This is a genomic window from Streptomyces sp. NBC_00654 (genome assembly GCF_026341775.1).
In the GTDB taxonomy this organism is placed as follows: domain Bacteria; phylum Actinomycetota; class Actinomycetes; order Streptomycetales; family Streptomycetaceae; genus Streptomyces.
In genome coordinates, this window is sequence record NZ_JAPEOB010000001.1 from 846,817 (window position 1) to 868,581 (window position 21,765).

A 21,765-nucleotide genomic window follows, 5' to 3' on the forward strand; every position below is an offset into this window, starting at 1 on the left:
GAACACGGACGTGGCGGAAACGCGGACGGGCCCCGGAGACATCCATGTCTCCGGGGCCCGTCCCCGTACCCCCGCCGGACCCGCTCAACCGGCGGGCTGCCGCTCGTCCTCCGGCCGGAGAATCGGGAAGCTCCCGGTGTTGGTCGGGGCGTGCTCCGGCAGCCACAGCACCGCGATCGCCCCGCCGGTCCCCTCCGCCGCACCCATCGGCGCCGCGTTGCGGAACGTCAGCCGGGCCCCCAGCACCCGGGCCTGTCCGGCCGCGATCGTCAGCCCCAGCCCGTGCCCGTTCCCGGCCCGGTCGACGCTGCCCGTACGGAACCGGCTCGGCCCCTCCCGCAGCAGCGCCTCCGGGAAACCCGGTCCATGGTCGCGGACCCGTACCACCCGGCCCTCGACCGTGACCTCCACCGGGGTGGACCCGTGCTTGGCCGCGTTGCCCAGCAGATTGCCGAGGATGCGCTCCAGGCGCCGCGGATCGGTGGAGACCCAGGACTCGTGCACCACCCGCACCGCGATGTCCGGGTCCAGCACGGCGATCCGCCGGCTGACGAACTCGCCCAGCTGCAGATGCTGGAGCTCGGCCCGCTCCGAAGCGCTGTCCAGCCGCGCCACTTCGAGCACGTCCTCGACGAGGGTGCGCATCGCCTGCGCCCGGTTGCGTACCAGCTCGGTGGGGCGGCCCGGCGGCAGCAGCTCGGCCGCCGTGAGCAGCCCGGTCACCGGCGTACGCAGCTCGTGGGCGATGTCCGCGGTGACCCGGCGCTCCGCCTCGATCCGCTCGTTCAGCGCGTCGGTCAGCGCGTCGACCGCCCGCGCCAGCTCATCCGTCTCGTCGCGGACGACCCCGCCGACGGCCTCCCTGACCCTGACGTCCGTGTGCCCCTGCGCGACCTTCCCGGCCGCGGCCGCCGCCTTGCGCAGCCTGCGGGAGAGCTGGCCGCCGATCAGGACGCCCAGGGCGCAGCCGCCGAAGACCACCGAGACCGAGCCGATGATCAGCGCCCGGTCCAGGTCCTTCATGATCGTGGCGCTGCGGTCGGCGAACCGGGTGTGCAGCGAGAGGACGTCACCGTTGGCCAGCGGTACGGCCGCCCAGACGTCGGGCACCCCGTCCTTGTACTCCTCGACATGGGTGGCCCGCCGGTTGTTGCGGACCTCCTCGCGCAGGCTCGGCGGCAGCGTGGGGTCGTTGAGCTTGGCGCCGAACTTGGGCGCCGGGCTCTTCATGTTCATCGCCTCGTAGAACCGCTGCGCGCCCAGCAGCCGCTCCAGCTGCACCTCACGGGCGTTCTCGGTCATCGAGACCTGGGCGGCATTGTGGACGACAAGGCTCAGCGCCACCGCGATGAGCGCGCCGACCGCCGCGATCGCGATGCTGATCTTCCAGCGGACACCGGTCCGCAGGGCCAGTCTCTTCATGCCCGGAGCTTGTAGCCGAAGCCGCGGACGGTCTCGATCCGGTCCTGTCCGATCTTGGTGCGCAGCCGCTGCACATGCACGTCCACGACCCGGGTGTCACCGCCCCAGCCGTAGTCCCAGACCCGCTCCAGGAGCCGGTCGCGGGAGAGCACGGTGCCGGGCGCGGACGAGAACTCCAGCAGCAGCCGCATCTCGGTCGGCGTCAGCGCCACCTGCTCGCCCCCGCGCCGTACCTCCATGCCCTCGGTGTCGACCTCCAGATCACCGAAGGCCAGCACCCCGCCCTCGGCCGGTGCCTCCGCATCCGTACCGCCCGGCTGCCCGCCCGCGCCGGCCGCGTGGCCGAAGCGCCGCAGCACCGCCCGGATACGGGCGACGAGCACGGCACCGTCGAAGGGCTTGGTGACGTAGTCGTCCGCCCCGGCCTCCAGGCCGAGTACGACATCGATGGAGTCGGCCCGCGCCGACAGCATGATCACGGGCACGGTCGACTCGTCCCGGATACGGCGGCACAGGCTCACCCCGTCGAGCCCCGGCACCATCACGTCGAGCAGGGCGATGTCCGGCCGGTCGGCCCGGAAGGCCTCCAGGCCGGAGAGCCCGTCGGGCATCGCGGTGACCGCGAAACCGACCCGCTCCAGGGCGAGCTGGGTGGCCTCACGGATGACGTCGTCGTCCTCGACGAAGAGGACATGGGTCTCGGCCATGCGACTGCTTTCGGCTGCTTTCGGTAGCTCTTGGCTGCTGTTGCTGTGGTGTTCCCGCCGCTGCTTCAGTTCCCGGGTGACACCGGAGGCTCCGGGAGGGGGACCTCCCCGCTCCCGACGGCCCGGTTGAAGTCGTTGTGCACGCGGTCGTGCTCGCCGAAGCGGTCGTTCGCCCAGCGGTAGGTGACCACCTCCGAGCCGGAGGGGTAGGCGAGCGGGTCCTTCGACCCGTACACCTGCGTCGTCACCACCAGGTCGCCCCGGTCGATGGTGCCGTAGACCGCGGGCGTCTCGGCGGTGAAGACGTTCTGGTACGAGCCGTCGTCGCTCTTGCGGTACACATACGTCCCGACGCCCACCGAATCGGCGCAGGACATCACGTTGACCACGACATCGGCCACCGGGCCGTCGGTCAGCGAACCGTAGGAGGTGTCCACCGGGTAGGCGTCCCCGGCACACGGCCTGAGGCCCTCCTTGACCCGCTCGCTCACCTTCGCGTCGCCCCGCAGCAGCGCCACGGCGTCGACCCGGGTGGCGGGCTTCGCCGTGCCGGACGGGCTTCCCGAGGCGGGGGTCGTGACCTGGGCGACGGGCTGGGTGCCGGCCGGGCCCTCGTCGCGGGTGCCGGTGCCCCCCGTGGAGCAGCCGACGCAGAACAGCCCGAAGGCGGCGAGTCCGGCCAGAGCCGTACCACTCGCCGCCATGCCCGCCCGGAGCCGTGTGCTCCGGCCGGTGCCTCCGCGCCCGTCGCCGTCCGCCGGGCCGCCGCCCGCGCCGTCGCCGCTGTCCGTCAGGCCGCGCACCGCTCCCGCCCCCGCTCGTCGTGGCGCCGGTCCCGCGGCGCCGATGTGTGCACCCGGGCCGCCACGACCGTGGTGGGGCCGGAGGGACGGGCTGCCGCCGCCCGGCGGTCCCCGGCCTCGCGGCCGACCGCCTCACGGCTCATGATCTCGCGGCTCTCCAGCTCCTGACGCAGTCGCGCCAGTGCCCGGTGCAGCGTGCTCTTCACCGTACCGGCCGACATGCCCAGCGCGGCAGCCGTCTCCTCCGTGCTCATCTGTTCCCAGTGTCGCAGCACGACGACGCTGCGCTGCTTGGGAGCCAGGACGCCCAGGATGTCCATCAGCAGGGCGCGGTCGGCGCGTTGCTCGGTGCCGTCCTCGACGCTCGCGTCCGGCAGCTGCTCGGTGGGGATCTCCTCCAGCTTGCGGGCCCGCCACCACTCGGTACGCGTGTTGATCATGACGCGGCGCAGATAGGCGTCGGCGAGGGACTTGTCGGCGATGCCGTCCCAGCGGCCGTACGTACGCACCAGAGCGGTCTGCAGCAGGTCCTGCGCGTCCACCGGGTCGGGGACCAGACGGCGGGCGCTGCGGAGCAGAGCCTCCTGCCGGGTGCGTACGTAGTCCTCGAACTCGAGCACCTCGCCCTGCGCCATTCCAACCGCCTCCGTCCCCGTAGATCCCCGTGTGCACTGCTGACGGAGACGCTACGGAGGCGTTGTCACGAGGGTGTGCGCAGCAGCCATACGCGGACGCACGGCTGTCCATCGGTTGTGTAACAGCGCACTTCGGGCCCGGCCGACCGCCCAGGTCAGGCCCGTACGGGCCCCGGCCGGCCAGGTCCCGTACGGTTTCCCGCTCAGGTCAGCGGCAGCCGGTACAGACCGTCGGGCAACGGCTCGACCAGCCCGTCGGACACCAGCCCGTCCAGCGCCCTGGCCCGCTGCACCGGCTCGTCCCACACCGCGTCGAGCGCGGCCTGCGGAACGGGGTTCACCGCCTCACGCAGGACCGCGAGCAGCCGGCCGCGTACCTGCCGGTCCGTACCGGCGTACGTCTGCCCGCGGCGGGCGGGCCCCTGGTGCGGGGGCTTCCCGGCCAGCAGCCAGGCGCACTGCGAGGCGATCGGGCACTTCGAGCAGTCCTCGTTCCTGGCGGTGCACACCAGTGCGCCGAGCTCCATCGTCGCGGCCGCCCAGCGCGCCGCGCGTTCGTCCTCCTCGGGGAGCAGTGTCCTGGCGAGCTTGCGTTCGGCGGCGGTCGTCGCGTTCGGCGGGTACTGAATGCCGGACGCGGCGCGGGCGAACACCCGGCGGACGTTCGTATCGAGCACCGCGTGCCGCTGCCCGTACGCGAACGAGGCCACGGCCGCCGCCGTGTACTCGCCGATCCCGGGCAGGGCCAGCAGCTGGTTGTGCTCGCTCGGTACGTCGCCGCCGTGCCGTTCCGTTATCGCCTGCGCGGCGCCGTGCAGGCGCAGCGCCCGGCGGGGGTAGCCGAGCCGGCCCCAGGCGCGGACCGCTTCACCGGGCGCCTCGGCGGCCAGGTCGGCGGGGCGCGGCCAGCGGGCCAGCCACTGTTCGTAGACCGGGAGGACCCGGCTCACCGGGGTCTGCTGCAGCATGAACTCGCTCACCATCACGCCCCAGGCGCCCGCTTCGGGGCGGCGCCAGGGCAGATCGCGGGCGTGCTGCTCGAACCACCCGATGACGGGGGTGTGGAGGGACGTGGGGGGCATGTGTGTCGAAGTCATGGCAGTCATCGCACTTCCGATCCTGGCACGGAAGAGAGGACGACGGTCCCGGGGGCGGGGGTGTCGGCCTTCCTGACGGCTCAGGGAGTGATAACGCCACCCGTTCTGTCCCCTGTGCCCGTGTCCGGAGGCCGTAACCGGGGGTTCCGTGATGATGATCCGCAAAACTTGACGATCAGAGCGGCGGGTGGGGCGGGAGTTGGCCCGGATCTCTCGTAGAGTTTGGGCCGTGGGATCTATGCGCAATCCGGTCGGGCCGCTTCCCTCCACCATTTACTGGCGACGGAGGGCAGTAGCGGCGACGCTGGTTGCGCTGCTCGCGTTGCTGATCGTATGGGTCGTCACCTCAGGTGGCGGCAAGGAGAACACCGGCGACGCGAAACCGAGCGGATCGGATCCGGTGGAGTCGATCACCCCGGGTCCCTCGGGATCCGGGCCGGCGATCAGTCAACAGCCGGGCGGCCGTGACGAGTCGGGCGGCGACGCGGGGAGCGACGGCAGCAACGGTGACACCGGCGCCGCCGGCAGCGCGGGCTCCGGCACGGGCGGCACGACGGGATCCGACGGTGCGTCATCGGGCGGCGCGGGCACGGGCGGAACGGCGGGCCAGCAGGTCCCGGCCGACTCCCCGCTCCCCGACTGCACTCCTGACGCACTCCAGTTGAGCCTGCGTACGAAGGTGAGTTACGGCCCCGAGGACCGGCCGAAGTTCGAACTGATCGCCAAGAACAGCTCGGCCACCGCCTGCAAGGCCGACTTCGGCCCGAAGAACGCGGTCCTGACCATCACCGAGGCCGGCGACGACGACACCCGGGTCTGGTCGTCGAAGGACTGCCCGGCCACCCCGGGCCGTCTGCTCCTGAAGCTCCCGGCGGGCGCGACCGTGATCCACACCGTGGCCTGGGACCGCACACAGAGCGCCCCCCGGTGCGCCACGCCCCCTGCGGCGAAGGCCGGCCCGGGAACGTATCTCCTGGAGGCCACGGCCCCGGGCGAGCCGCTGCAGCGAGCCTCGTTCGTCCTGGCGAAGGACTGACGGGGACTGATGGGACGGCCGGGGGCTGACGGGACGGCCCGGGCCGGCCCGGGGGCCGCCCCCAGCCCGTCCGGCGTTTGAGGACGGAACCGTGCCGGTGGGGTCCGCGGGCTCTCGTCTCCGGCCGACGCGGGCGACCGGTCAGCCCGTCCGGCGCCTGAGGACAAGAAGAAACCCCGCCGCCCGGACCGCCGCCCCGGGCGTCGCGAGCCAGGCGGGACTTTCGACACACGCCCTAGACGTACCGTTCCAGGATCGACGACTCCGCGAGCCGCGACAGGCCCTCCCGTACGCTCCGGGCCCTCGCCTCCCCGACCCCGTCCACGGTCTGGAGATCGTCCACGCTCGCGGCCAGCAGCTTCTGCAGCCCGCCGAAGTGCTCCACCAGCCGCTCGATGATCGCGCCCGGCAGCCGCGGCACCTTCGCCAGCAGCCGGAATCCCCGCGGGGACACCGCGGAGTCCAGCGTCTCCGGCGAACCGCTGTACCCCAGGGCCCGTGCCACCGCGGCCAGTTCCAGCAGCTCCGTGTGGGTCAGGGCGTCCAGCTCGGTCAGCGCCTCGGCGACCGTGCGGGACCGCTTGGCCGTCGGCTCCGGCACATAGTCGCGCACGACCAGCTCGCGCTCCGGCTCGACGCCCGCGATCAGCTCGTCCAGCTGGAGCGCGAGCAACCGTCCGTCGGTGCCGAGCTCGACCACGTACTCCGCGATCTCGGTCGCGATCCGCCGCACCATCTCCAGGCGCTGGGCGACCGCCGTCACGTCCCGCACCGTCACCAGGTCCTCGATCTCCAGCGCGGAGAGCGTGCCCGCGACCTCGTCGAGGCGCAGCTTGTACCGCTCCAGCGTCGCGAGTGCCTGGTTGGCCCGGGACAGGATCGCGGAGGACTCCTCCAGGACCCGCCGTTCCCCGTCCACGTACAGCGCGATCAGACGCATCGACTGCGAGACCGAGACGACCGGGAAGACACACGCCTTGGAGACCCGGTCCGCCGTGCGGTGGCGCGTGCCGGTCTCCTCGGTGGGGATGGAGGCGTCCGGGACCAGCTGCACACCGGCCCGCAGGATCTTGGTCATGTCCTTGTCGAGGATCAGCGCGCCGTCGAGCTTGCACAGCTCGCGCAGCCGCGTCGCCGTGAACTCCACGTCCAGGACGAAGCCGCCGGTGCACATCGATTCGACGGTCTTGTCCATACCGAGGACGATCAGTCCGCCGGTGTTGCCCCGGAGGATGCGCTCCAGGCCGTCGCGCAAGGCCATTCCGGGCGCGACGGCGCTCAACGAGGCGCGCATGAGCGCCTCGTTGCCGGTGCCTTGGCCGGACTTTCCGGGCGATGCTGCCCGGTCGCTGGCTGCCACTGCACTCCTCCGGTCACAGGTTTGCGATGCCCTTGCGTCCCTCATACCGTTCGTACGGGCGGGCGAGACCAGGGCAAAGTCTACCGGCGCGCGTTGTCCTCCCGTGGTGCCTCCGTGCGAGACCGGCGCGGGAGTGCTCTCAGAGCGTCGCCCATGTCGGCGACTTCCGTGACCTTCATACCGGCCGGGACCTTCCCCGGGTCGGTCGGAACCAGGGCGTGGGTGAAGCCGAGACGGTGTGCCTCGGCCAGTCTGCGCTGGACGCCGGTGACCCGTCTGACCTCGCCCGCGAGGCCCACCTCACCGATCGCCACCAGGTTCTTCGGGAGCGGTGTGTCACTGGCGGCGCTGGCCAGGGCGAGCGCGATCGCCAGGTCCGCCGCCGGTTCGGTGAGCTTCACGCCGCCGACCGTCGCGCTGTAGATGTCCCGCTTGCCGAGCGCGCTGATGCGGCCGCGCTGCTCCAGCACGGCCAGCATCATCGATACCCGGGAGGTCTCCAGGCCGGAGGTCGTGCGCCGGGGTGAAGGGATCTGGGAGTCGACGGTGAGCGCCTGCACCTCGGCGACGAGCGGCCGCTTGCCCTCCAGGGTGACGGTCAGACAGGTGCCGGGCACCGGTGCGTCCCGGCGGGTGAGGAAGAGGCCCGACGGGTCCGCGAGTCCGGTGATGCCCTCGTCGTGGAGTTCGAAGCAGCCGACCTCGTCGGTCGCCCCGTAACGGTTCTTGACGCCGCGCACCAGACGGAGCCGGGCATGGCGGTCGCCCTCGAAGGAGAGCACCACGTCGACGAGGTGCTCCAGCAGCCGGGGTCCGGCGATCGCGCCGTCCTTGGTGACATGGCCGACCAGGAGCGTGGCCATCCCGCGCTCCTTGGACGCCCTGATGAGCGCTCCGGCGACCTCGCGGACCTGGGCCATGCCTCCCGGGGCGCCGTCGATCTCGGGCGAGGCGACGGTCTGGACGGAGTCGAGGACGAGCAGCGAGGGCTTGACCGCGTCCAGATGGCCGAGCACCGCGGACAGATCGGTCTCCGCCGCGAGGAAGAGGTGGTCGTTGATCGCCCGGATCCGGTCGGCGCGCATCCGGACCTGACTCGCGGACTCCTCGGCGGTGACATAGAGCGTGCGGTGGTCGCCGCTCGCCGCCTTGGCGGCCACGTCCAGCAGCAGCGTCGACTTGCCGACGCCCGGCTCGCCCGCCAGCAGCACGACGGCGCCGGGCACGAGCCCGCCGCCCAGCACCCGGTCCAGCTCGCTCACGCCGGTCGAGCGCGCGGTGGCCTGGCGGCTGTCGACCTGACCGATCGGGACGGCGGCGGTGGAGACCCGGCCGGCCGCGGTGGTCCGCACGGCGGGGGCGCCGCCGAACTCCTCGACCGTCCCCCAGGCCTGGCACTCGGGGCAGCGGCCGAGCCACTTGGCGGTGGTCCAGCCGCACTCGGTGCAGCGGTAGGACGGCCGGTCCTTCGCGGATTTCGTACGGGCAGCCATGGCGTCACCGTATAGGGGAGGTACGACAGCCCGGCCCGGGGCCGGTGCGGAAGCCCGCCGGCGCGGGTACGGCAGCCCGGCCGGGGCGGGCGCGGCAGCCCGGTTTCGGGCGGGGGCGCGTGGGGGCGCGCAGAGCGGAATCCGCGATTCCTGTCCCCTTTCGAGGGACACGTTCACCCGTAAGGGTTAAAAGTACTGAAGGGGTACTAAGGCCTCCTCTCCACTGCCTACGGTCGCCGGGTGACGAGCAGCAGGCTGGAGACCCCCACGCACACCACCGGCGCACACCGGGCGCACCGCCGTGCGCCCCACTCGTCGGCACAGCGAACGCCCGCATGTTACGAGCAGTACCTCGACGGCCTCTTCACCTACTGCCTCTCCGTGCTCTGCGAGCACGAAGCGGCCGCCGACGCGCTCGGCGCGGTCCTGGCGATCGCGGAGAGGGAGGACAGCCGGTGCCCGGCGGGCGAGGAGGAGCGCAAGACCTGGCTGTACGCGCTGGCCAGGTGGATGTGCCTGCGCAGGATGACCGAGCGGAAGCGCGGCCGCCAGGCCCATCGTCACTCGGCGAAGGAGGCGAGGGCGGAGCGCGCGAGGACCGCGTATCCGAGCTCCGCACGCCCGCAGTCCGCCCCTCCGGCGAGCGCCCCGCCGGAGGGCGCGCGCCCCGGGAGCGCCTGGCCCGCGGCCGCGCGGACGGGGGCGCACACGGGCCATCGCGCGCCGGGTCCCAGGCCGGTCGCCCCGCTCGCCGACCACACCCTCCCCGCCAACCGCGCCCTCCCCATCGATCTCACCCTTCCCGCCAACCTCCCCCTCGCCACTGTCCCCGCGATCCCAGCGATCCCCGCCGTCCCCGCCAATCCCGCGCTCTCCACCAATCCCGTAGTCCCCACCGACCCCACCGTCCCCGCGATCTCCACCCGCCCCGCCGCGCCCTACGCCCCCGCCAGGCCTCCCACCCCCGAGGAGGCGGTCACCCCGGCGCCCGCCGAGTCCCCGGCGGCCGAAGCGCGCCGGCGCGAACTGGCCCAGCTGGCCTGGCCCGAGGCGGCGGGCACCACCCCGGAACAGCGCGAGGCGCTCGAACTCTCGGTACGGCACGGGCTCCCCCCGCGCGCCGTGGCCTCGGTGCTCGGCCTGGAGCCCGCCACCGCCCGCGAACTGCTGGCCGCCGCGACCTGTGAGGTGGAGCGCACCCGCGCCGCCCTCGCCGTCGTGGAGACCGCGGACTGCCCTGCCGTCGCCCGTCTCACCGGCGACCACCGGGTGCCGCTCTCCGCGGTGCTGCGCCGCGAGCTCGTCCGGCACGTCGACGACTGCCCCCGCTGCCGCCTCGTCGCCGAACGCGCCGGTGCCGCCGGTCCCTGGCCGGGCGCCGCCGTCACCTCCACGACCGTGCTGCCCGTCGTCGAGGCCCCCCGCCCCTCCGTCCAGGTCGCCATGGTCCACGCCCAGCGGTCCAGGGCGGGCACCCCGCGCTTCGACCGCACGGGCTATCCGCTGGACCCGAAGGATCACGCCGCGCGCCGCGACCGGCTGCGCGCCCGGGTCGTGACGACCACCGTGGTCGCGACCGTCGTCGCCGCTCCCGTGATCGCGCTGTGGGCCGCCTACCGGGGGGCGCCGCACACCGGGGAGGGGCACGACGGCTCTGCGGTCACCGCGACCGAGCTGGACGACACGGGGGGCATGGAGGGAACCCCGTACGACCGTTACGAGAACGCGGGCAACGCCCGTCCCGGCGAGAAGGGCCGCTTCGGCAACCGCCCCAACGACGGTTCCGGCTCCCCGGACGTGACGGCCGAGGTGATCAGCTCCGGCGGCGGACGGCACGGTCCCGGCGGTCTGGACGTCACCGCGCGGACCTCGGGCGATGTCACGACCATCACCCTGACCGCCTCCGGCGGCGGCCCCGTCACCTGGTCGGCAGGGGTGGACGCGCCGTGGCTGCGCCTCAGCCGCTCGTCGGGCGTCCTCGCCGCCGGGGAGAGCGTCACGATCCGGGTCTCGGTGAACCGCAGGGCCGAGCCGGAGGGGCCGTGGCGCGCGCGGATCGGTATCGCCCCGTCGGGCTCCCTGGTCATGTTCGAGGGGTACGGGGCCGCCTCCCCGGCGAACGGTGGCGCGACGGGTCCGGCCCGCCCCACGACGAAGCCGACGGACCCCGGCACGGACCCGACCGGTCCCACCCCGGGCCCCACCCGCCCCACCGAGCCCACCCCGGGCCCGACGGACCCGACCGGTGGTCCCACGCCCGGCCCGACGGATTCCACGGATCCGGGGCCGGGCACGACCGAGCCGACGCCCACGTCCCCGGGCCCGTCCGAGCCGTCCACCGGCCCGTCCGTCCCGGCCCCCACGGGCTGACCGCTCCCGGACCGTGCCGCGGGACACCGCGGTCGTCCGGACCGCGCTGCCGGACACCGCCGCCGGCCGGACCGTCCCGCCGGAGTCGGCCGGGCGGTCCGGCGGGACGGTCAGGCCGGAGGGTCGGCCGGGTGCGGCGCCATCGGCAGCAGCGAGGACAGCCTCTCCTCGCACAGCTCGACCAGCCGGCCGTAGCCCTTCTTGCCCATCAGCTCGGTGAGCTCGGGGCGGTAGGTGACGTACACCGGGTCCCCGGCCCCGTGCGCCGATGTGGCCGAGGTGCACCACCAGTGCAGATCGTGACCGCCGGGACCCCAGCCCCGGCGGTCGTACTCACCGATCGAGACCTGGAGCACACGTGTGTCGTCGGGCCGGTCGATCCAGTCGTACGTACGCCGGATCGGCAGCTGCCAGCACACGTCGGGCTTCGTTTCGAGAGGGTCCTTGCCCTCCCGCAGCGCCAGGATGTGCAGCGAACAGCCCGCCCCGGCCGGGAAACCGGGCCGGTTCTGAAAAATGCAGGAGCCTTCCCAGCGACGCGTCTGGCGCTCGCCGTCCTCGTCGACACCCACCCAGCCCGTCTCCGTACCGACATCGTGGAACTGCCACAATTCCGGTGTCAGCCGTGCGACATGGCCGGCCACCCGCTTCTCGTCGTCCTTGTCGGAGAAGTGCGCGCCCAGCGTGCAGCACCCGTCGTCGGCGCGGCCCGCCTGGATGCCCTGGCAGCCGCTGCCGAAGATGCAGGACCACCTGGAGGTCAGCCAGGTCAGATCGCAGCGGAAGACCTGCTCGTCGTCCGCCGGGTCGGGGAACTCCACCCAGGCCCGTGCGAAGTCGAGGCCCTTCTCGTCGGAACCGTTCGGTCCGTTGTTCTCCGGCTGCTGTGTCTCCCGGTTCGTCTTCTGCTTCTTCGTGGCTTTGCCCGGCTTCGCCTTTTTCGTCTTTGGCACGCGCCAAGAGTAAGACCGACCGGTACATGCGTGGCGGCGTCGCGGCGCCGGGCACCCACATCCGCGGCGATACGGTCGCCCGTCACGGCTTTCCCCCGGGCTCCCGGCCCCGCTCCTTTCCCCTTCTCCCAGGGGCCGGCCGGTCCCGGTCCGTGGCCGCAGTAGCGTTCCGGTATGAGACTCGGAGTCCTCGACGTGGGGTCGAACACGGTTCATCTGCTGGTGGTGGACGCCCACCCCGGCGCCCGCCCGCTGCCCGCGCACTCGCACAAGGCGGAGCTTCGGCTGGCCGAACTCCTCGACAAGGACGGCTCCATCGGCCCTCCGGGCGTGGACCGGCTGGTGTCGACCATCGCCGGGGCGGTCCAGGCCGCCGAGGACAAGGGGTGCGAGGACGTCCTGGCGTTCGCCACGTCCGCGGTGCGCGAGGCGACCAACGCGGACAGGGTGCTGGCCCGGGTGCGCGACGAGACGGGCGTCGACCTCGCCGTCCTCAGCGGTGAGGAGGAGGCCCGGCTCACCTTCCTCGCCGCGCGCCGGTGGTTCGGCTGGTCGGCAGGGAAACTGCTGGTCCTGGACATCGGCGGCGGTTCCCTGGAGATCGCGTTCGGCATCGACGAGGAGCCCGACGCCGCGGTGTCCCTGCCCCTCGGCGCCGGGCGCCTCAGCGCGGCCTGGCTGCCGGCCGACCCGGCGGACCCGGCGGAGGTGAAGGCGCTGCGCCGCCATGTACGGGCCAGGATCGCCCGGAGCGTCGGCGAGTTCACCCGCCTCGGCCGCCCCGACCATGTCGTCGCCACCTCCAAGACCTTCAAGCAGCTCGCCAGGATCGCGGGCGCCGCGCGTTCCACCGAGGGGCTGTACGTACAGCGCTCCCTCAGCCGCAAGGCCCTGGAGGACTGGGTGCCGAAGCTGGCGGCGATGACCGTCGAGGAGCGGGGCCGGCTGCCCGGGGTCTCCGAGGGACGCGCCGCACAGCTGCTCGCCGGGGCGCTGGTGGCGGAGGGGACGATGGACCTGTTCGGAGTCGAGGAGCTGGAGATCTGCCCCTGGGCGCTGCGCGAGGGCGTCATCCTGCGCCGCCTGGACCACCTCCCGGCGGAACAGGCCGCGCTGCGCTGATGTCATGAGCCCGGCCGGTCCACCGGCGCGGCGCCCGGCCGGGCTCCACCCACCCCATGGCCCTGGTCACTTTCCGCCGGTGACCCTCGGCGGGGCGTACCACTGCCCGTACGCTGTCCAAGTGGCAGAACCAGTGGTGCGCATCCCCGATGCGAAGGTCGCCCTGTCGACGGCCTCGGTCTATCCGGAGTCGACCGCGACGGCCTTCGAGATCGCCGCGCGCCTGGGGTACGACGGGGTCGAGGTCATGGTCTGGACCGACCCGGTCAGCCAGGACATCGAGGCGCTGCGCCGGCTCTCGGACTACCACCAGGTCCCGATCCTCGCCGTGCACGCACCCTGCCTCCTCATCACCCAGCGGGTCTGGTCCACCGATCCCTGGGTGAAGCTCCAGCGGGCCAGGGCGGCCGCCGAGAGGCTGGGCGCGTCGACCGTCGTCGTCCACCCGCCGTTCCGTTGGCAGCGCAACTACGCCCGCGACTTCGTGACCGGCATCTGGCGCATGGCGGACGAGACCGATGTGCGGTTCGCCGTCGAGAACATGTACCCGTGGCGCTACCGGGACCGGGAGATGCTCGCGTACGCCCCCGACTGGGACGTCACGAACGACGACTACCGCCACTTCACGGTGGACCTCTCGCACACCGCGACCGCCCGCACCGACGGGCTGGCGATGGTGGACCGGATGGGCGACCGGCTGGCCCATGTCCACCTCGCCGACGGCAAGGGCTCCAACAAGGACGAGCACCTGGTCCCGGGCCGGGGCGACCAGCCCTGCGCGGAGCTGCTGGAGCGGCTGGCCCGTACCGCGTTCGACGGCCATGTCGTCATCGAGGTGAACACCCGTCGCGCCATGTCCTCCGCCGAACGCGAGGCCGACCTCGCGGAGGCGCTCGCGTTCACCCGCCTCCACCTGGCGTCGTCCGCGCGGGCCCCCCGCACGTGACGGCCAGGACACCAGCGACGCCCGTGACGCCGGACACACCCGAGAAGCCGAAGGCACAGGAGAAGCCGGAGAGGCAGAAGCAGCCGGAGAGGCCGGAGAGGCCGGAAACCGCCCCCCGCCGCCGCGGCCGCCCCTCCCGTACGGCCGGGACGACCGGCCCCGACGCCCGTACCCGCATCCTCGAAGCGGCCCGAACGGAGTTCGCCGAGCGCGGCTACGACAAGACGTCGATCCGGGGGATCGCCAAGGCGGCGGACGTCGATGCCGCGCTGGTCCACCACTACTTCGGTACGAAGGACGAGGTCTTCGCCGCCGCCATCGAGGTCTCCTTCGAGCCCGCGCTGGTCATCCCCTCGCTGCTCGGCGGCCCGGTGGACGGTCTGGGCGAACGGCTGGCCCGCTACTTCATCTCCGTATGGGAGAACCCGGTCACCCGGGCCCCGCTCCTGGCGGTCATCCGCTCGGCGCTCACCCACGAGGCGGCGGCGGGCATCCTGCGCGGCGTCGTCCTGCGACGGCTGCTGGAGCGGATCGCGGCGGAACTGGACGTTCCCGATCCGACCTTCCGGGCGGAGCTGGCCGCCTCGCACATGGTCGGCATCGCGATCCTGCGTTACGTGATCAAGGCGGAGCCGCTGGCCTCGGCGGACCCGGAGAAGATCATCGGGATGGTGGCGCCGACCCTGCAGAGATATTTCACGGAGGCCTGACCCCCTCCCGGCACTCGTCCGCCGTGAGAATCACATCCCAGGATCCGGACATCGTGTCCAGATCTTGGAGCCGAGGCGTACGCTCGGAGACAGTCTTTTCTGTCGAAGGAGCGAGCGCGATGCCGCAGCTGAGGTCCCGCACTGTCACCCACGGCCGCAACATGGCGGGCGCCCGCGCCCTTATGCGGGCGTCGGGCGTAGCGAGCGAGGACATCGGCAAGCCGATCATCGCGGTGGCCAACTCGTTCACCGAGTTCGTCCCCGGCCACACCCACCTCGCCCCGGTCGGCCGGATCGTCTCCGAGGCGATCAAGGCGGCGGGCGCCGTGCCCCGCGAGTTCAACACCATCGCCGTGGACGACGGCATCGCGATGGGCCACAACGGGATGCTCTACAGCCTCCCGTCGCGCGACCTGATCGCCGACTCCGTCGAGTACATGGTCGAGGCGCACTGCGCCGACGCGCTGATCTGCATCTCCAACTGCGACAAGATCACGCCCGGCATGCTGATGGCCGCCATGCGCCTCAACATCCCGACGGTCTTCGTCTCCGGCGGCCCGATGGAGGCCGGCAAGGCGACGCTCGTCGACGGCACGGTCCGCAAGCTCGACCTGGTCAACGCGATCAGCGACGCCGTCGACGAGAGCATCTCCGACGAGGACATCCTCCGTATCGAGGAGAACGCCTGCCCCACCTGTGGCAGCTGTTCCGGCATGTTCACCGCCAACTCGATGAACTGCCTGACCGAGGTCCTCGGTCTCTCCCTCCCCGGCAACGGCTCCGTCCTCGCCACGCACACCGCCCGCAAGGCGCTGTACGAGGAGGCCGGCCGCACGGTCGTGGAGATCACCAAGCGTTATTACGAGCAGGACGACGAGACGGTCCTGCCCCGCGCGATCGGCACCCGCGCCGCGTTCGACAACGCGATGGCGCTGGACATCGCGATGGGCGGCTCGACCAACACGATCCTGCACCTGCTCGCCGCCGCCCAGGAGGCGGAGCTGGCCTACGACCTCGACGACATCAACGAGGTCTCGCGCCGCGTTCCCTGCCTGTCGAAGGTCGCTCCCAACGTGGCCCCCGGCGGTACGTACTACATGGAGGACGTCCACCGGGCGGGCGGCATCCCCGCCCTCCTCGGCGAACTCCACCGCGCGGGCCTGCTCAACGAGGAGGTGCACTCGGTGCACTCCGACACCCTCGCGGAGTGGCTGAAGAACTGGGACGTGCGCGGCGGCTCGCCGTCGCCGGAAGCCGTCGAGCTGTGGCACGCCGCCCCCGGCTGTGTCCGGTCCGCGACCGCCTTCTCCCAGTCCGAGCGCTGGGACACCCTCGACCTGGACGCCGCGGGCGGCTGCATCCGCGACCTGGAGCACGCGTACTCCAAGGACGGCGGTCTCGCGGTCCTCAAGGGCAACCTCGCCGTGGACGGCTGTGTCGTGAAGACGGCCGGCGTCGACGAGTCGATCTGGACCTTCGAGGGCCCGGCGGTCGTCTGCGAGTCGCAGGAAGAGGCCGTCGACAAGATCCTCCGCAAGGAGATCAAGGAGGGCGACGTCGTCGTCATCCGTTACGAGGGCCCGCGCGGCGGCCCCGGCATGCAGGAGATGCTCTACCCGACCTCGTTCCTCAAGGGCCGCGGCCTCGGCAAGAGCTGCGCGCTGGTCACCGACGGCCGCTTCTCCGGCGGTACGTCGGGCCTGTCGATCGGCCACGCGTCGCCGGAGGCGGCATCGGGCGGCGCGATCGCGCTCGTCGAGGACGGCGACCGCATCCGTATCGACATCCCGAACCGGTCCATCGAGCTCCTCGTCGTCGACGCCGAACTGACCGCCCGCCGCGAGGCGCTGAACGGCGTCTACGCCCCGAAGAACCGCGAGCGCAAGGTCTCGGCGGCGCTGCGGGCGTACGCGGCGATGGCGACGAGCGCGGACCGGGGCGCCGTGCGCGACGTCTCCAAGCTCGGCTGACCCGAGGACCGACCCGACAGCACCCCACCGGAGGCCTGCTGCCACGCACCTGCGTGTGGCAGCAGGCCTCTGTACGTGTCCGGGGACCAGGTCACGTATGTGTCCGGGCGTCCGGGTCACGTACGCGGGCGGGCGTCCTGGTCATATACGCGGGCGAGCCCCCCGTCACCAGCTCCGCGGGTCCCGCCCGTCGACGGCGAACACGGACCCGTCCGGGGCCGTACCCACCACGATCCGCCCCGCCACCACGGGTGCGGGCAGGGCCGACGCGTAGGTGAGCCTGCCTTCCCGCAGCCGGGCGGGGGTCTGCCCCGCCAGCGCACCCCGCCCGGTGTCGACGGCCAGCAGCCGCCCGTCCGCCGCGGAGAAGTACAGCTGTTCGCCCGGCCCGAGGACGGGTGCCGAGGCCCGCCCGACGCCCGTCTCCAGCCGCCACCGCTCGGGTTCCGTCCGCGATTCCGTGTCGATGGCGAGCAGCGTTCCTCCCCGGGCGAGGAGATACGCGGTGCCGCCGCCCAGGACCACCTGCGGATCGTTCAGCCGGAAGGGCAGCTCGATACGGGCCAGGGCGCGCGCGTCGGGGTCGTAGCGGACGAGCGCGACGGTCTCCGAGTCCCCGTTCATCGCCGTCAGGACGAGCGAGCCGTCAGCGGTACCGGCCGGAGTGAGCATCCCGTCCAGCCGCCGCTGCCACGCCGTCCTCCCCTTCGCGCCGTCGAGGGCGGTGACGAGGGTGGTCGAGCCGGAGGGCGAGTGCTCGAAGGCGTACGCCAGCCCGGACGCCGTGTCGTAGGCGGCGAAGTCGGGGCGCGCGTGCCCGCGGACCGGGTGCTCCCAGCGGGCCTTCCCGGTCGCGCCGTCGAGCGCCTTCACCGTGCCGTCGTCCGTGACCAGCAGCAGCGTGTCACCCGCCGCGAACGGGGCGTCCGGGTACGCGGAGACGTCCGTGTCCCGGACCTGCGTGCCCTCGGCCGGGTCGTACGTGCGCAGGGTCCCGCCCGGGTCCGCGCTGTGCACGAGACCGCCCGCGACCACGGGCGGCCAGGCGGTCCTCCGCGCCGCGCCCCCCGCGGCGGCGGCCGGGTCCGACCAGAGCACGCGGCCGTCCACCGGGTCCAGGCGCGCGGTGCCGGCCCCGGCCGCCGCGCAGTAGATCCCCGAGCCCGCCGCGGTTTCGGAGCCGGCGGCCGAGCCGCTCCCGTCCGCGGAACAGACGGGGGTGGCGCTTCCGGCGGTCCGCAGCGGGGTGTGCCACGGTGCGAAGGCGGCCTTCTTCCCGGTCTCCGGCGTCCTCGGCCCGGCCGTGCCGCCCCACATTTCCGACGCGGCCACACCCGCCCCGGTCACCAGCACGAGCAGCGCGACGGCCGCCGCCACGAGCCGGCCGCGCGGCCGGCGCCGTACGACGGCCGGCGGCACGGCCCGTACATGGGTCGTGGGCCCGTCGTCCGCCTCCACGGCCACCGGCCGGCGCTGCGCGGGTATGAACGCGGCGGCCTCGTACGACGGAGGGTGCAGCGCCGCCATGATCTCGTCCGGCGTGGGCCGTTCGGCCGGGTCCTTGGCCAGGCACCGGCCGACCAGCGGCGCGAGATCACCGGGCACCCCGGCGAGATCCGCCTCGTCGTGCACCACCTGGTACGCCACGATGTACGGGCTGTCCGAGTCGAAGGGACCGCTGCCCGTCGCCGCGTGGACCAGCACGGCCCCCAGCGCGAACACATCGGCGGCGGGGCCGACCTCGCGCGGCCGCTGGAACTGTTCGGGCGCCATATAGGGCGGCGAACCGATCAGCTTGCCGGTCTCGGTGCGCAGATCGCTGTCGTACGGCCGGGAGATCCCGAAGTCGATGACCTTGGGCCCGGAATCGGAGAGCAGGACGTTGCTCGGCTTGAGATCGCGGTGGATGACCCCGGCCCGGTGGATGTCGCGCAGGGCCTCGGCGAGCCCGGCGGTCAGCCTGCGCAGCTCGGCGGGAGCCAGGGGCCCGTTCCGCTTCACCTGCTCGGCGAGGGTGGGGCCGGGTACGTAGAGGGTGGCCATCCACGGGCGTCCGGCTCCCGGATCGGCATCGACGACCGGTGCGGTGAACGCCCCGCTCACCCGCCGCGCGGCCGCCACCTCCTGCCGGAAACGCGCCCGGAACTCGGGATCCGCCGCATACGGCCCGTGCACCACCTTGACCGCCAGCTGGAGCCCCGAGGCGGAGCGCGCCAGATGCACGACACCCATGCCGCCCGATCCGAGACATGCCTCCAGCCGGTACGTTCCGGCGTACTCCGGATGCTCCGCTTCCGGATTGGCTCCGGTCTCTCGCAGCGGCGGCATCGCCCACCCCCGTGTGTTCGTCCGCAAGCGCGACGCACGGAGCCTAGTCGATGGTGCGTACGAGCGGCGTGGGGCTTGTTAGCCTGCGCGTCGTAGTCATCGTTTCTCAACGGGGGAGGCCCTCATGGGCGTTGAAGAGCAGAGCACGGCCACAGTGGACACGGCGGTGGACACGGCGGTGGAAGCGGCGGTCGGCACGGACGGGGCGGCCTCCGTCGAGGCGGCCTCCGACGATCTGGCCAAGTACCCGATCGCACCGGGCTACCGCGTCAACGTCCGGGTGGGACCGGGGACCAACTACCGGATCGTCCGGACCCTTCCGTACGGGATGAAGGTCCCGATCTACTGCCAGAAGCCGGGGGAGCGGGTCACCGGCCCGTACGGCACGTCGAACCTCTGGGACAACATCGCCAACGGACAGTTCGTCGCGGACGCCTACGTCCACACCGGCACCGACGGCTACGTCGCGCCGCGCTGCGACTGAAACCGGCCGCCCGGGGATAATCGACCCCGTGAGCGAGAACAGTGAAGCATCCGGCCCGCGGCCCGAGCCCATCCGTTTCTTCGGTACGACCTGGGTCGACCACGACGGGGGCTACGGGCTGCGGCGCGTCGGTGTCGCGGCCGGCTCGCTCGCCGCGGCGGTCGCCGCCTGCTTCGTGCTCCGCTTCGCCTACCAGGGCCTGGAGATCGCGGAGGTCGGCAGCTTCGTCGGGATGCTGGTCATCCTGATGTTCGGCATCTGCAGCGCCATCGCCTTCCGCAAGACGTGGGAAGGCTTCGGCTCCCGCCCGGCGGATCCGGGCCGCGAGGACAATCTCCGCGGCCTGAAGTCGATCGGTTTCATCGGCTCGCTGCTGGCGTATTTCTTCCGCTCCCTGCTGGAGGCGCCCGGCGAGAAGCTCCGGCGCACGGAGTACGAGACCGCCGCCGCCCAGTACGCGAAGCGCCGCTCGTCGCGCACCGGGAACCCGGCGGCCCGCGGGACGGCCAAGGGCAAACGGCCCAAGAACCGCTGACTCCTCCGCGCCGCCCCGTGCGATGCCTTGACGGGGGAGAACCACCGGACCCAAAATTCAACACATGGCGAATTACGCGCGGGCCGAGGAGCCGGACCCAGAACCGGCACCGGCAGCGGAGCCGACTCCGGAGCCCGCGCCGGCTGCGGAGCCGACCCCGGCTCGCGCACCGGCTCACGCTCCCCCCGCCGTGGAAGCCCGCTCCCTCACCGTCGTACGAGGCGACCGCACCGTCCTGCGCGACCTCGGCTTCACGGTCGAACCCGGCAGGATCACCGGCCTTCTCGGCCCCTCCGGCTGCGGCAAATCCACGCTGATGCGCGCCGTGGTCGGCACCCAGGCCAAGGCCACCGGCACGCTCGACGTCCTCGGCCTCCCCGCGGGCCACCCCGCACTGCGCCCCCGTATCGGGTACGTCACCCAGGCGCCGTCCGTGTACACCGACCTCACGGTCCGGCAGAACCTCGACTACTTCGCGGCCGTCCTCCAGCCCGGCCGCGCCCGGCGCGAAGCCCGACGGGAAGCCGTCACCCGGGCCATCCGGGACGTCGACCTCACCACCCGTACCGACGCCCTGGCCGGCACCCTCTCCGGCGGCCAGCTGAGCCGTGTCTCCCTCGCCGCCGCCCTGCTGGGCACGCCCGAACTGCTGGTCCTCGACGAACCGACCGTCGGCCTCGACCCCGTACTCCGCCGCGACCTGTGGAACCTCTTCCACACCCTCGCCGCCGACCGGGGCACCACGCTCCTGGTCTCCTCCCACGTCATGGACGAGGCCGAACGCTGCCACCGCCTGCTGCTGATGCGCGAGGGCGGGATCCTCGCCGCGGGCACACCCGAGGACCTGCGCCGCCGCACCGGCTCGGAGACCGTCGGGGAAGCCTTCCTCCACCTGGTCGACGAGGCAGCCGCAGCCGCCGCGACCGCCCCCAGCGGGGAGGCCACCCCATGACCCCCGACCGCTCCACACCCCCCGGCGGCCCCGCAACACCCACCCGCCCCGCGGAACACCTCCACCTCGTGGCCCCCTCCCGCTTCCTGACCCCGGCCCGTACGACCGCCACCGCCGCCCGGGTCCTGCGCCAGCTCCGTCACGATCCGCGCACCGTCGCCCTGCTGCTGCTCGTCCCCGTCCTGATGATCACGCTGCTCCGGTACGTCTTCGACGGCAGTCCGCGGACCTTCGACTCCATCGGCGCCTCGCTGCTCGGCATCTTCCCGCTCATCACGATGTTCCTGGTGACCTCGATCGCCACCCTGCGCGAACGCACCTCGGGCACCCTCGAACGCCTCCTCGCCATGCCGCTCGGCAAGGGCGACCTGATCGCGGGCTACGCCCTCGCGTTCGCCGCCGTGGCCGTCGCCCAGTCCGTGCTGGCCACCGCGCTCTCCGTAGGGGTACTGGGCCTGGACGTCATCGGCTCACCGTGGCTGCTGCTCCTGGTCGCGCTGCTCGACGCGCTCCTGGGGACGGCGCTCGGCCTGTTCGTCTCGGCGTTCGCGGCCTCCGAATTCCAGGCGGTCCAGTTCATGCCGGCGGTGATCTTCCCGCAGCTCCTGCTCTGCGGCCTGTTCACCCCGCGCGACCGGATGCACCCGGCGCTCGAAGCGATCTCCGACGTACTGCCCATGTCGTACGCCGTCGACGGCATGAACCAGGTCCTGCGCCACACGGACATCACCGCGGACTTCGTCCGCGACATCGCGGTCGTCGCGGGCTGCGGGCTCCTCGTCCTCTGTCTGGGCGCGGCCACCCTCAGCCGCCGCACGGTCTGAACCACCGGTGCAAGGATG

General features: G+C 72.7%; 19 protein-coding genes. 10 read left to right on the top strand and 9 right to left on the bottom strand.

Annotated elements, in window-relative coordinates; genetic code table 11:
• Window positions 1–84: 84 nt before the first annotated feature.
• From cseC to OHA98_RS03670, 5 genes are all read right to left on the bottom strand, one after another.
• On the bottom strand, window positions 85–1,422 hold the full coding sequence (gene cseC, locus OHA98_RS03650) for a two-component system sensor histidine kinase CseC (RefSeq protein WP_266922651.1): 1,338 nt from the start codon (window positions 1,420–1,422) through the stop codon (window positions 85–87).
• On the bottom strand, window positions 1,419–2,129 hold the full coding sequence (gene cseB, locus OHA98_RS03655) for a two-component system response regulator CseB (protein WP_266922652.1): 711 nt from the start codon (window positions 2,127–2,129) through the stop codon (window positions 1,419–1,421). The genes cseC and cseB overlap by 4 nt, the downstream gene beginning before the upstream one ends.
• A 65-nt stretch (window positions 2,130–2,194) precedes the next feature.
• Window positions 2,195–2,833 (bottom strand): hypothetical protein, encoded by a 639-nt coding sequence (locus OHA98_RS03660; RefSeq protein ID WP_266927692.1) that lies wholly within the window; start codon window positions 2,831–2,833, stop codon window positions 2,195–2,197.
• Between the two features lie 86 nt (window positions 2,834–2,919).
• Window positions 2,920–3,567, bottom strand: coding sequence for a SigE family RNA polymerase sigma factor (locus tag OHA98_RS03665; protein WP_266922653.1), 648 nt, complete (start codon window positions 3,565–3,567; stop codon window positions 2,920–2,922).
• Window positions 3,568–3,770: 203 nt separating this feature from the next.
• Window positions 3,771–4,673 carry an A/G-specific adenine glycosylase gene (locus OHA98_RS03670; RefSeq protein WP_266922654.1) on the bottom strand — a complete coding sequence of 301 codons (903 nt, stop codon included), beginning with the start codon at window positions 4,671–4,673 and terminating at the stop codon, window positions 3,771–3,773.
• 313 nt (window positions 4,674–4,986) lie between these two features.
• Between OHA98_RS03670 and OHA98_RS03675 the strand changes: the two genes are divergently transcribed.
• Entirely contained in the window at window positions 4,987–5,700 is a 714-nt protein-coding gene (locus OHA98_RS03675) for a hypothetical protein (protein ID WP_266922655.1), read from the top strand.
• A 235-nt stretch (window positions 5,701–5,935) separates the two neighbouring features.
• Here the strand turns inward: OHA98_RS03675 and disA are convergent, their stop codons facing one another.
• Window positions 5,936–7,060: a DNA integrity scanning diadenylate cyclase DisA gene (disA, locus tag OHA98_RS03680; protein ID WP_266922656.1), complete on the bottom strand. Its 1,125-nt coding sequence runs from the start codon at window positions 7,058–7,060 to the stop codon at window positions 5,936–5,938.
• Between the two features lie 80 nt (window positions 7,061–7,140).
• The gene (radA, locus tag OHA98_RS03685; RefSeq protein ID WP_266922657.1) at window positions 7,141–8,553 is read right to left on the bottom strand and encodes a DNA repair protein RadA; all 1,413 of its coding nucleotides are present in this window, start codon (window positions 8,551–8,553) and stop codon (window positions 7,141–7,143) included.
• A 240-nt stretch (window positions 8,554–8,793) separates the two neighbouring features.
• Here radA and OHA98_RS03690 point away from each other — a divergent pair, with 240 nt between their 5' ends.
• The gene (locus tag OHA98_RS03690; RefSeq protein WP_266922658.1) at window positions 8,794–10,923 is read left to right on the top strand and encodes a hypothetical protein; all 2,130 of its coding nucleotides are present in this window, start codon (window positions 8,794–8,796) and stop codon (window positions 10,921–10,923) included.
• Window positions 10,924–11,033: 110 nt separating this feature from the next.
• Here the strand turns inward: OHA98_RS03690 and OHA98_RS03695 are convergent, their stop codons facing one another.
• Complete coding sequence (locus OHA98_RS03695) at window positions 11,034–11,876, bottom strand: hypothetical protein (protein WP_266922659.1); 843 nt, start codon at window positions 11,874–11,876, stop codon at window positions 11,034–11,036.
• 174 nt (window positions 11,877–12,050) lie between these two features.
• On the opposite strand from OHA98_RS03695, the gene OHA98_RS03700 reads away from it, so the two are divergent.
• The 4 genes from OHA98_RS03700 (at window position 12,051) to ilvD (ending at window position 16,624) form a co-directional block, all read left to right on the top strand.
• On the top strand, window positions 12,051–12,998 hold the full coding sequence (locus OHA98_RS03700; RefSeq protein ID WP_266922660.1) for a Ppx/GppA phosphatase family protein: 948 nt from the start codon (window positions 12,051–12,053) through the stop codon (window positions 12,996–12,998).
• Between the two features lie 121 nt (window positions 12,999–13,119).
• Complete coding sequence (locus OHA98_RS03705; protein WP_266922661.1) at window positions 13,120–13,944, top strand: sugar phosphate isomerase/epimerase; 825 nt, start codon at window positions 13,120–13,122, stop codon at window positions 13,942–13,944.
• 23 nt (window positions 13,945–13,967) lie between these two features.
• On the top strand, window positions 13,968–14,654 hold the full coding sequence (locus OHA98_RS03710; protein ID WP_266922662.1) for a TetR family transcriptional regulator: 687 nt from the start codon (window positions 13,968–13,970) through the stop codon (window positions 14,652–14,654).
• Between the two features lie 119 nt (window positions 14,655–14,773).
• On the top strand, window positions 14,774–16,624 hold the full coding sequence (gene ilvD, locus OHA98_RS03715; RefSeq protein WP_266922663.1) for a dihydroxy-acid dehydratase: 1,851 nt from the start codon (window positions 14,774–14,776) through the stop codon (window positions 16,622–16,624).
• A 165-nt stretch (window positions 16,625–16,789) separates the two neighbouring features.
• On the opposite strand, the gene OHA98_RS03720 is transcribed toward ilvD, so the two are convergent.
• Complete coding sequence (locus OHA98_RS03720) at window positions 16,790–18,952, bottom strand: protein kinase (RefSeq protein WP_266922664.1); 2,163 nt, start codon at window positions 18,950–18,952, stop codon at window positions 16,790–16,792.
• Window positions 18,953–19,076: 124 nt separating this feature from the next.
• Between OHA98_RS03720 and OHA98_RS03725 the strand changes: the two genes are divergently transcribed.
• The 4 genes from OHA98_RS03725 to OHA98_RS03740 all read left to right on the top strand — a co-directional run bounded on the left by OHA98_RS03725 (window position 19,077) and on the right by OHA98_RS03740 (window position 21,747).
• The gene (locus tag OHA98_RS03725; protein ID WP_266922665.1) at window positions 19,077–19,436 is read left to right on the top strand and encodes an SH3 domain-containing protein; all 360 of its coding nucleotides are present in this window, start codon (window positions 19,077–19,079) and stop codon (window positions 19,434–19,436) included.
• A 19-nt stretch (window positions 19,437–19,455) separates the two neighbouring features.
• Window positions 19,456–19,971, top strand: coding sequence for a hypothetical protein (locus tag OHA98_RS03730; protein WP_266927694.1), 516 nt, complete (start codon window positions 19,456–19,458; stop codon window positions 19,969–19,971).
• 64 nt (window positions 19,972–20,035) lie between these two features.
• Window positions 20,036–20,923: an ABC transporter ATP-binding protein gene (locus tag OHA98_RS03735; RefSeq protein ID WP_266922666.1), complete on the top strand. Its 888-nt coding sequence runs from the start codon at window positions 20,036–20,038 to the stop codon at window positions 20,921–20,923.
• Complete coding sequence (locus tag OHA98_RS03740; RefSeq protein WP_266922667.1) at window positions 20,920–21,747, top strand: ABC transporter permease; 828 nt, start codon at window positions 20,920–20,922, stop codon at window positions 21,745–21,747. The genes OHA98_RS03735 and OHA98_RS03740 overlap by 4 nt, the downstream gene beginning before the upstream one ends.
• Window positions 21,748–21,765 lie beyond the last annotated feature (18 nt).